We start from the raw sequence: 11,761 nt of genomic DNA, 5'->3' as shown, positions 1-11,761 counted from the left end.
TCCCATCTTCATGCTAAGATGCAGACTGTTTTTTGGTATCTTTAGCAATTAAAACAAATTGTAGTAAACCTACTCCTAGTAAGACAGATGCTAGATAAAATCCAATCTGCATAGATCCGACCTTATCTGCTAGATAACCTGTTACATAAGGTGCTAAGATAGACCCAGACATCCCAATAAAGTTATAAGCACTCAAGGTGGTAGAGAGACTACCTTTTGGAGCGTAGGCATTTACATAAGAAATCAGAATAGGATCCAGGGCAAGTTTACCAGTGATACCATAGAGTACCAGTACAGCATAGAGTGCAGTTTTATCCGTTACATTGGCAATGAGAAAAACTGACAATAAGGCTAGGGGCATCAGGAAGAACATCATTTTTTTGGTACTACCGATCCTGTCTTTCATATTGGCGAAGAACAATGCGCCAGGAATTGAGGCCCATGGTACCAAGGATGAAATAATTCCAACACTTGCTCCATCAAAGCCTCTTTCTTGAATTAGAAAGGTTGGTAACCAAGTTAAGATAACAAAGTTAGCATATATACTAACAAAACAAACAATGAAGACAGCTACTAAATTTTTATTAGTAAAAATATCCTTCAGGGAAACTTTTTGTTCTGGCTCTTCCTCTGGAATTGCCTCATCCTCAACAGTATCATCTGCAATGACGACTTTTTCTTTGAGCAAGGTATAGAACAGAATGCCCACGATAGCTGTCGGAATAGCAACTAGGAAGAAAGGTCGACTCCAGTGTGCTCCCCCTGCCAATACTATCGAACTAGATAGAAGAAATCCACCAGATGTACCAAAAGCCATCCCACTATTGATTAAGGCATTTCCCAAAGTTACTTTTTTCTTAGGAATGGCTTCACTTGACATAGCGTATTGAGGACCGTAGTATGCCCCTTGGGCTATACCTGCCAGAGCACGAATCCATAAAAAGATACCAAAGGTCTGGGCTAGTCCACTTAAGAATGTGGTGATAGCCAATCCTATAAAACCTACAGTAATCACTAACTTTCTGCCATATTTGTCTCCCAAAACCCCGAAAGGAATTTGGGCTACTGCATAGGTCAGAAAGAAGATACTATTTGCTAGACCAAGATCCGTCTTGGTCAAATTAAATTCCTCGCCAACCAATCCCATTACAGGATTAAAAATAGTTCGAGTAGCATACATCAATATCCATCCCAAGAAGAATAGGACAACCAGTCTTATCCAGTAGCTATTGCTAACTTTCTCTACTTTATTTTTCATTGTTATTACTCCTCATGTTATTAGTCACATGTTGTATGGCTAGGAGCATTCCAAACAAGGTATCCCTACCAGAAGTATGCCCAATCTGCGCTATTTGGTAGACGATTTTCTCCACTCCTCGCCATTGTTTGTTCAGTACTTGTTGATTAAGTTGATAAAAAAGTTCACTAACCGTATCACAACTAAGAGAATATAGATACTCGAAACTAACCTTAGTAGTCTGTTCTTTAATCCAATCTAATTCTAATCGTAAGTATGTCAAGACTGATTCGTCAGCTAAGATTCGTAGCCCATATAGATAGCCCAATACAATGTCATCGCCACTAGGAGTCAGGCCTTGACCTCTGCCAATCAAGTAGTGACACCATTCTCTAAACGATTGTTTCTGGATTTGGCTTTCAGTCATCTGTCTTATCAGTTGCTGAAATTTTTCAGTAATGTCAATGCCAATCTGCTCAAAATCAGTATATTTTTGAAGTATATCTCGAAATTCCTGTAATTCACTCTCTGTGAGTAGCCCACACTCTATCGAAAAACAAGGACTAGGACAACCGGAAACATCAATCAGATAGGGAGACTCTTGACTATAGAAGACTATTTTTTGAGCTTTGCAAACTACCAAATCTCCCAGTTGAACCCTAGCTCTTACTTCTTGAAAAAAACGTGCTTCAAGCTGGACACCGAAACCTGATAAAGGAAGGCTGTCAGAAGAGATATGAATAAGCCGACTCGAAATACTGACATTGATAGAGTCAGAAAAGATACTTTGAACATATCCGATACTCCCGTATTGATTAAGCGGGAGTATCAGACTACTGATTTGTTTAGCTTTCATCTAGCTGCATTCCTTTACGAATAGCATAGGCTTCTAAAGCCTTCTCGAAGCATCCAAGTGGAGCTCGGACTGTCCCTGCACCAACTTGTCCCAAACCTGCCTCTTTATGAGCGATACCTGTATTGATAATAGGTGTAATACCTGTTTCAACAACTTTTCGAATATCAATTCCTAGAACAGTTCCCTCAAAGTTCCAGTTTGGAATAGACCAGTTAGCATTTCGATCACTACAAATTCGAGCCATTTCCTCCGAAGCACTAATAGCCTCTGCAAAGCCACCTGCGCCAACAAACCTTGTTACACCTGGTGCAGCAATCATGGCCATTGCTCCAACACCCACAGTTTCTGTAATTGCGCTATCCCCAATATCTGGATTTCCATCCTCTTCTGTGAAGCCTGTAAAGTAGAGACCTTTTGGTGTATTTACTGGAGCAGTATACCAGTCATCGTTTGTTTCTGCGATACGGATACCAAAATCAACACCATTCCGTGTCATAGTTGTCACAATTGTGCCTTTAGCACCTTTTCGAGCAGAATCTACAATGACTTTTCCTGTCGCCATCATGATATTGAGGAAGAACTGATCTGTATCGGATAAGAACTTCACTACTTCATATTTTATCTGCTCATCCATATCCAACTGAATGATGTATGGAACAATTTCTTTTACAAAGTTCAAGGTAGCAGCAATGTTACGTTGATGGAATTCATCTCCCATTGTAATGGCACGCGCAATGAGTACATTTAAGTTGATGCCTCCATTCGTCAACTCCAAAGCTCTTGCAATTGTTGGACCTAGAACATCGCGCATCCAACCCAGTCTCGTAATGACCTCTTCAGAATAAGCTCCAAACCGCAATACCTTACCAATACCTTCGTTAAGTGTACAGTAAGCTTCTGTCCCATCCTCTTTGTTCCGTACTACCAAGACAGCCATCTCTCCAGAAGTAATACCTCCCATTGGTCCTACTGCATTTACATGGTGGCATGGGATAAAGCAGACTTCACCACGTTCAAACAGAGCACGTGCTTCTGCTTCTGTTTGAGCCCATTTTTCAAAGAGAGCAGCCCCTATACAAGAACCTTGCATAGGTCCTGTCATTCTTTCCCAAGTGATTGGAGGCCCTGCATGGAGCAATGTTTTCTGATTCGGATCATTAAGAGCATCAATAACTGTCTTAGCTTGGACAACATCAACTAAGAAGGGTTGTACTTTTTTCATCTGTTGGATAACTTCGGCATTTTCCTGCTCAATCTCATCCTTAAATTGTTCAAGATAGTTCAAAATTTGAATCATCTTTTTATTACCACCTGCAAGGGGCTTCCAATTATACTGAACAGAAGTTCCTCCGTGACTAATGATAGAATTATTAAAACTCTTCAAGCCGATATTGATTACACGAGGTTTCTTGTAGAGCAACTCCATCACCTGTTCAGAAGGATTTGGCAACACTAAGACATCACCCTCATATGCCACGCTAGTTTTGATCTGAGCTTCTATTTCAATTCCTTTGAATCGCAGAGCTAGACGAACAGCTTTTTCATTGCTATCTTCTACCATAACACCTGCTTGCTCTAGCCGTTCGACAGAACTTTGATAATCCTGTGGGTCATTCAAGCTACCGCAGACAGTTGCGATAAAGTGTACATCTGGATACTCTTCTCTAATTTCTTGTATCGTTGGCAAGAGTGCTCCCACCATGTCCTCATGAGCACCATAACCAAGCACAACATCAAACAAGAGAATACCTGTTGTTGCTTTAGCAGCATATTCTTTCATTTTTTGAATCCGAGTTGTCGGATCAATCATAGGATGAGGACGACCCTGTGTATAGATATCATCTCCTAAATCGATGATATCATAGCCATCCTGTTGCAAGATGTAACCATCCTTTTTAACTGATTTTCCTAGCTTCAAGGAGTCTGAAATCAACATCCCTGCCTCTGAAGCTAAGGTTCCTCCAGAATAGAGACCAATTACTACTTTGCCTTCAGCTATCGTTTTTTCAACGGTGTGCTTCAAAGATTGTTGATAGGATTCCTTAACTGTATTTCCTTGAGCTAAGTCAATTGCAAGCCGAGCCGTTTCTTCAAGGGTATTTGCAAAATAAACTGTCCCTTCATGAGCCTCTGGTTTCTCTCCTAGGAAGATAGCTACAACTGGCTTGGTCAAGCTATGAAGTAATTTTACAACCTGATCGCGCACCTCTTTAGCAGGTGGTTTTGAAATCACACAGATGACATCTGTCAGTTCATGATTTTCTAGGCCAATAATCGAATCCATGGTTGTGATAGCCCCTACTTTATCAGATAAATCACGCCCTCCTGTCCCAATCGCATGAATCACTCCAAAACCTAAGCGGTCAATAATAGTCGTAACTTCTTGAATGCCTGTTCCAGATGCACCTACAATACCGATATTACCTGTTTTAATGCTATTGGTAAAGGCCAATGGTACTCCAGAAAGTATGCCTGTTCCACAGTCAGGCCCCATCATCAACAAACCTTTCTCATGTGCCAACTCTTTCAGACGCACCTCATCTTCTACAGGAATATTGTCTGTAAAGGAGAAAACATTCAATCCTTTTTTCAAGGCTTTTTCTATCTCAACTGCAGCGTATTCTCCCGGAATACTAAACAGAGCAAGATTGGCGTCAGGACATTTTTCAAGCGCCTGTTCTAGACTGAATGCTTCTTCTGATTTGGAAGAATTACTAGATTTGATAGACAAGTCAGATAAGAACTCCTCTACTAGCACTAGCACCTCATCCTTGATACTCTCTGATTCTGAATCAATAACAATCACCAAATCATTCGGAGTAGCTGTCTTTGCCTCTTCTGACAGCAAACCACTATTCAATAAGATATCCTTATTGGCATCTGACCCCATCATGATTTGACATTTAACGACATCTGGCAGGGTATTGACCTGCTGTGTTAACAACATCAGATTAATTGAATCTTGATAGTTGTTCTTTAATATCTCTGTAATCAACATAGATATTCTCCTTTGCTTTTTTATTAATATTATTATACAATAATTTTGTTAGCGTTTCCATTCTATAAACTTCTAAAATTTAGCCTATTTTTTATCCAAAATTCTAAAGGAGAACCTATGTTATTGAGCGAACTATTAACTCAAAATACTTATAAAGAGGCTAAGATACTAACTCCTAGTCTTTCGTTGGATAGAGCCATCGAATCTGTTATGGTCATTGAGGCATTAGATATTGAACGGTGGGCTGTTAAAAATCAGATATTACTGACCTCTTTCGTCGCATTTCAATCAAAATCACTGAATGATATTGAACATTTTTTTACAAATGTTTCTAAAATCGGAATCAGTGGAATTTTTATTAAGACCAAGCGAATTATTGAGTTTGTCCCTGATTTTTTTATCCGCCTATGCCAAGACTACAATATTCCCTTAGTAGAGATTTCCTATACTACTTCTTACGAATCCATCATTTTATCAATACATGAGCCGTTATTAAACAATGATTCCTTCTTATTGAGAAGTTACTACAATGCCAGTCGCGTACTGAACCGTTTTACCAATCTTAACTATACTTATGAAAACCTGTTCACTAGTTTTGTTGATTTAATTGGTTTGCCCTTCTCAATTACAATTCCAGAACTAAACCTTCACTTCAGCTCTGCCAATTTTCACAATGAAGAGTCCTGTTTATACACGGAGACACATATACGCAATAGTTTTACTCATAATCGCTATGTACTACGACAAATAAAGACCAACAGGAAAGAAGAAACCTACTACCTGCTTTTAGATGGTACTGAAAAGAGTCTGCGATTCGAACTCATCCTATCTCTCCACTCTCCCACTATTGATCACTCGATCATTCTTATTTTGGAGAAGTTCATCGAAGTGTTGCTCTTAAAATTAGACACAGATTACCACAGAAAAAATGAAGTCTTCCTACATAGAAATAAGACTGTTTCTTCAATTCTATTCGGTATTGTCAAAGATGAGTATGAACTAGATGGCTTACTTCATGACATCCACCTACATAGTCACGACTACTATCAAGTCTTACTAGCTACATTCCCAACGAATGCTTCCAAAGCAGATATCCAAATTATCAAAAAGTGGTTCGAAGCACTATCCACTCAAAATATCTACTATGAAAGCAATTATACCCTTGTCTATCTACTGAACATACCCACTACTGAATCGGCTTTACGAAAGGAACAGTTACTAGGTATCTTGGATAGGCTCCCCATGGTTCATTATTATCTTAGTCAAGCGGGACCTTCCACTCAGATACATGAAAATTTTTCAACTTGTATCAATATGAAAGAATTCAATGATGTATTTTCTCTAGGCAAGGTACTCGTCAAAAATGATTTGGGAATCTTTGACTATTTTATTAATATTCCTCCAGACAAATATGACCAACTGATCCCGCAAAATTTACAAGAATTATTTCAACATAAATATGAACTTTTTGAAACATTCCAATGCTTCATTATCAACCAATTGAACTATGGAACAACAGCCCGCCAACTATTTCTACACCCTAAAACAATCCGCTATCGAATCAACAAAGTAAAAGAACTCTTGAATATCGATTTATCAAATCATGTACAATTAATCAATTACACCATCGGCTGTATTTTATTAACTATGAGTCATAAAAAGTGAAAGTCAAAAAAATCTTCCTCATTTCATAGCAACACAAAAGGACTGCAATTGATACAGTCCTTTTCATCTTTTTTTAGCTCTAAAATTTCTGTAGTGGGTAAATCCACTGTAGAGATTATGGAGCCTTTTTGAGTGTAGAAAAAAAGTCCCATATGACCTATAATGAAAAGCGACTAAACAACTCATTAGAAAGGGTTCATATGGAACAGCTTTATCATACCACAGAACTAATCGGAATCAAAGACAAAAACATCAAAATTCTCTTCATTTTGAAACATCAGACCCATCTAGAAATCAGGGCAAAGCTAGATTACGACAGCCCTGGTTGTCCTCATTGCCAAGGGAAGTGTATCAAGTACGATTTTCAAAAGTCGTCAAAGATTCCGATTTTGGATTGTCAGGGCTTTCCGACCCTCCTCTTGCTTAAGAAACGACGGTTTCAATGCAAATCTTGCCAAAAAGTGACTGTATCTGAGACACCTCTAGTCAAGAAAAACTGTCAGATTTCCCAACCTATTTGGGAGAAAATCACACAACTCCATACAGAAAACATGACCAATATAGCCATCGCTAGGAGACTACATATCTCCGTGTCAGTTGTCCAGAGGAAACTGGCTCAATTTCAATTTGAGCATGATTTTATGAAATTACCAAAAGTCTTGAGCTGGGATGAATTTAGTCGGAACAAGGGAAAACTCGCCTTTATTGCTCAGGATTTTGAGACGAGATCGATTGTGACCATTCTTGACAACAACCGCCAAACCACCATCAAGAACTATTTCTACAAGTATCCTAGGGCGGTCAGAGAAACTGTCGAGGTCGTAACAGTGGACATGTCGGGTAGCTATATTCCTATCATCAAACAGTTATTTCCAAATGCGAAAATTGTTCTTGATAGATTTCACATTATCCAACACCTGAGCCGTGCTATGATGACGACTAGAATTGATATTATGAAGACTTTCGATACGCGTTCCCTACCTTATCGATCCATGAAAAATCACTGGCGTATTCTCCAAAAAGATAGTCGAAAACTGTCTCTGAATCGCTTCTTTTCTCGCACTTTTGGGCAAACAGTAACACCGAGAGAGGTTGTCCAGAAGACATTGAATTTCTCTGTGGAACTGAAATTCTATTACGAACTCTACCAGGTCCTTCTCTTCCATTTCCAAGAGAAGAACTCGAAACATTTCTTCGAGCTTCTAGAGGACAACCTGAATCTTGTCAATCCAACCTTTAGGACTGTTTTTAAGACATTTCTAAAGTATAAAACGTACATCACGAACACCATGGTGCTTCCATATTCCAACGCTAAGCTGGAAGCGACCAATAAACTCATCAAAGACATCAAGAGGCAAGCGTTCGGCTTTAGGAACTTTACGAACTTTAAAACCAAGATATATATTGCTTTGAACATCAAAAATGAGAGAACGAATTTCGTCCTCTCTAGGTGTTAGCTTTTCGTCTACCCACTACAGTTGACAAAGAGCCCTTTTTTTACCCAATCTGACTGCCGCTTGGCACAGATGGATCTACTGTTAAAAGTGTCAAATTGCCGTCGTGTTCGGCTGAGAGGATCATGCCCTGGCTGAGCAAGCCCATCATCTTACGTGGCTTGAGGTTGGCAACGATTTGGACTTTCTTGCCGACCAACTCCTGCTCGTTTGGATAGTACTTGGCAATACCAGAAAGGATTTGGCGATCCTGACCGTCACCAGCGTCCAAGCGGAACTTGAGTAACTTATCAGACCCCTCCACCTTGGCAACTTCCTTGACTTCGGCCACGCGGATTTCAACCGCATCAAAGTCCTCGAACTTGATCGCGGCCTTCTCGTTTTTGAGCTCCACGTCAGCTGGGTCCCATTCTTTTTCTTCCTCTTGGGAAATAGAAGAGCTGCCACCCATTTGGGCTTGGATATAGGCGATTTCCTCTTCCATATCCAGACGTGGGAAGATAGGTGTGCCTTTTTCTACCACTGTCAAACCAACTGGAAGACCTGCAAAGTCAAGATTTTCAAGGTCAAATTCTGTTCCCAAACCAAGCTGTTCCATAATAGCATTTGAAGTGGTCATCATAAATGGCTGAATGAGGTGAGCCACCACACGAAGACCTGCTGTCAAGTGAGCCATCACCGCCGCCAACTTGTCACGGTCAGCTTCTTCTTTTGCCAAGACCCACGGTGCTGTTTCATCGATGTACTTGTTGGTACGGGAGATGATATTCCATACCGCTTCCAAGGCGCGTGGGTAGTCAACAGCTTCCATATATTTGTGGTAGCTTGCTAAGTTGTCAGCAACTACTGCCGCCAAGTCCGCATCAAAATCTGTCACGTTGGCAACAAAAGTCGGTACCTGACCACCGAAGTACTTGTTAATCATAGCAACGGTACGGTTGAGCAAGTTTCCAAGGTCGTTAGCTAGTTCGTAGTTGATACGACCAACATAATCTTCTGGTGTAAAGGTGCCGTCAGAGCCAACTGGTAGACTACGCATGAGGTAGTAACGGAGCGGATCCAAACCGAAACGCTCGACCAGCATTTCTGGATAAACCACATTGCCCTTAGACTTAGACATCTTGCCATCTTTCATGACAAACCAGCCATGAGCAACCAAGCGGTCTGGCAACTTCATATCCAACATCATGAGCATAATTGGCCAGTAAATGGAGTGGAAACGAAGAATGTCCTTGCCAACCATATGGTAAACTGTTCCATTCCAGAACTTGTCGTAGTTGGCTGTTTCTTCCTGACCATAGCCCAAGGCAGTTGCGTAGTTGAGTAGGGCATCAATCCAGACATAGACAACGTGCTTTGGATTTGACGGTACGGGCACGCCCCAGGTAAATGAAGTACGGGATACGGCCAAATCTTCCAAGCCTGGCTCGATGAAGTTTTTCATGATTTCATTGAGGCGACCATCTGGCTGGATAAAGTCTGGGTGAGCATTGAAGAACTCGACCAACTTATCCTGATACTTGCTGAGGCGAAGGAAGTAGGATTCTTCTGAAACCCAGGCAACCTCGTGACCGCTGGGAGCGATACCGCCTGTTACCTTGCCATTTTCATCTCGGAAGACCTCTTCTAATTGGCTCTCGGTGAAGAATTCCTCGTCCGGTACGGAGTACCAACCAGAATACTCTCCCAAGTAAATGTCGTCCTGCGCCAGCAATTTTTCAAAAACAGCCGCCACTACTTCCTCGTGGTAATCATCGGTCGTGCGGATGAACTTGTCATACGAGATGTCTAGTAAGTTCCAAAGTTCCTTGACGCCAACCGCCATGCCGTCAACGTAGGCCTGAGGTGTCAGACCTGCTTCTTTAGCCTTCTCCTCAATCTTTTGCCCGTGCTCATCAAGCCCTGTCAGATAGAAGACCTCGTGGCCCATGAGACGCTTGTAGCGAGCCAAGACATCGCAGGCAATAGTCGTGTAGGCCGAACCGATATGGAGCTTTCCAGACGGGTAATAAATGGGTGTGGTAATGTAAAACGGTGTTTTTGACATGATATAATCCTTTCAGAAGGCTAATGAAACCTTTTTCTAAACGCTTTATTTTATCACATTTTTATGCAAAAACAAAGCGACTTCCTATTCCAAACCCTCCACTATGTGATATACTAGTAAACAGTTATGAAAAAGTTTGAGGTTTCCTATGTTTTCTCCTAAGAATTTATTGATTCATCTATTTTATGTACTGATTGTGGTCGGTCTCTTTTTATATGGAGCCCAGGATTCACCCCTGATTGGCAATATGACCATGGCCCTCATCGCCTTGGATTTGGCCATTTTAGTCAAGGAAAACAGCCATGTGGCAAGCAAGCTCCTCCTGACACCATTTTGGCTCTTCTTCTATCCCAACACCTTCTTTATGGTGACCCAGCTAACCAATCTCCAGCTGGCCAGCAATACCCTTTGGGAACAAAGCAGCTTGATACTCTTCATGTTGACCATTCCTGCAATTTTATTTGGCATTATGGCTGGCGTGGAAAGCGTAGAACTGATTTTCAAAGGATATTCAATTAGAAATTATGCACTACGTCTTGCGGTTATTGGGTCTCTAGCGTTAACTTCTAGCTATGCTATTCACGTTGCATATTTTGCAAATCTTCATTCTTGGGATATGTTCATCCAACCTTTTATCGTCTTAAACTCTATGCTGGCAGCTATCTCTTGGGAAACATTCCCATTTATTATGGGCGTTACTTTTCTTCAAGTCATGGTCTTGGTCTTTGCCGTTGATGAATAAAGGAGTTGAAAGAAATAGTTCAGCTGTTTCTTTTTTGTTTTCTAATACTTAATCCATTCTTAAACATGTTCAAACAATACAATGCCTAGTCCCACTTTTCTTTCTGAATGTGTTATACTAGCTTTTATATTTTACAGAAAGAGGTTTGTCATGTTTACAAAGAAAAATGTTTTTATTCATATTTTTTTCCTCATCATCGCTGCCGGTCTAAAGCGTTATGGTGTCACCGCACCAGACTTGACTTGGAATATGTTTTTGGCTTTGGTAGCACTTGATTTTGCCATCCTCACCAACTACAGTAAGTCTAAATACATAAAAATCATTGCTGCCCTTATCTGGCTCTTTTTCTATCCTAATACCTTTTATATGGTGACGGACATCGTCCATATGCATTTTGCAAACACTGTACTCTGGCAACGGGAAAGCATGATCCTTTTTATGCTCTATGTCCCAAGTATTTTCTATGGGGTCATGACTGGCGTGGAAAGCCTGCGGCTGATTTTCTCTGCCTTCTCTATCAAGTCCTACTGGAACAGGCTGTTTCTGATTGGTGGTCTTTCCCTTCTATCCAGCTTTGCCATTCACATCGGACGCTATGCACGGCTCAATTCATGGGACATCTTTACCAGACCAAGCCTAGTTGTCAGTGAATTGATTGAAGTCGTTTCCTGGGCTGCCCTGCCTTTCATCCTGGGCTTTACCTTTATTCAAATCATGGTCTTGGTCTTCTCCATTGACGAATAACAAAACCGGCAACAGCCT

Annotated in this window: 8 protein-coding genes; 4 read left to right on the top strand and 4 right to left on the bottom strand. The window is 40.8% G+C overall.

The features are described 5' to 3' along the window. Positions 1-13 precede the first annotated feature (13 nt). The 3 genes from ACHBIE_RS01365 to fdrA are packed head-to-tail and all read right to left on the bottom strand — an operon-like array spanning position 14 to position 5,091. Positions 14-1,258: an MFS transporter gene (locus ACHBIE_RS01365; RefSeq protein WP_105122875.1), complete on the bottom strand. Its 1,245-nt coding sequence runs from the start codon at positions 1,256-1,258 to the stop codon at positions 14-16. Further along, entirely contained in the window at positions 1,248-2,093 is an 846-nt protein-coding gene (locus tag ACHBIE_RS01360) for a DUF2877 domain-containing protein (RefSeq protein WP_105122874.1), read from the bottom strand. Before ACHBIE_RS01360 ends, ACHBIE_RS01365 begins: the two co-directional genes overlap by 11 nt. Then, positions 2,083-5,091, bottom strand: coding sequence for a DUF1116 domain-containing protein (fdrA, locus tag ACHBIE_RS01355; RefSeq protein WP_105122873.1), 3,009 nt, complete (start codon positions 5,089-5,091; stop codon positions 2,083-2,085). Before fdrA ends, ACHBIE_RS01360 begins: the two co-directional genes overlap by 11 nt. 117 nt (positions 5,092-5,208) lie before the next feature. Here fdrA and ACHBIE_RS01350 point away from each other — a divergent pair, with 117 nt between their 5' ends. Next, positions 5,209-6,756 carry a PucR family transcriptional regulator ligand-binding domain-containing protein gene (locus ACHBIE_RS01350; protein ID WP_105122872.1) on the top strand — a complete coding sequence of 516 codons (1,548 nt, stop codon included), beginning with the start codon at positions 5,209-5,211 and terminating at the stop codon, positions 6,754-6,756. Between the two features lie 200 nt (positions 6,757-6,956). Next, positions 6,957-8,213, top strand: a complete 1,257-nt coding sequence (locus tag ACHBIE_RS01345) for an ISL3 family transposase (protein ID WP_394732512.1) — start codon at positions 6,957-6,959, stop codon at positions 8,211-8,213. 40 nt (positions 8,214-8,253) lie between these two features. On the opposite strand, the gene metG is transcribed toward ACHBIE_RS01345, so the two are convergent. Then, complete coding sequence (metG, locus tag ACHBIE_RS01340; protein ID WP_394732547.1) at positions 8,254-10,260, bottom strand: methionine--tRNA ligase; 2,007 nt, start codon at positions 10,258-10,260, stop codon at positions 8,254-8,256. Positions 10,261-10,405: 145 nt separating this feature from the next. On the opposite strand from metG, the gene ACHBIE_RS01335 reads away from it, so the two are divergent. Next, entirely contained in the window at positions 10,406-10,999 is a 594-nt protein-coding gene (locus ACHBIE_RS01335; protein WP_394732511.1) for a DUF1361 domain-containing protein, read from the top strand. 150 nt (positions 11,000-11,149) lie between these two features. Continuing rightward, positions 11,150-11,743, top strand: a complete 594-nt coding sequence (locus ACHBIE_RS01330; RefSeq protein WP_394732510.1) for a DUF1361 domain-containing protein — start codon at positions 11,150-11,152, stop codon at positions 11,741-11,743. The last annotated feature ends 18 nt before the right edge of the window (positions 11,744-11,761 follow it).

It is taken from the genome of Streptococcus sp. A23, from assembly GCF_043674155.1.
Lineage (GTDB): Bacteria > Bacillota > Bacilli > Lactobacillales > Streptococcaceae > Streptococcus > Streptococcus suis_V.
This window is presented reverse-complemented; position numbering and strand designations above follow the sequence as displayed.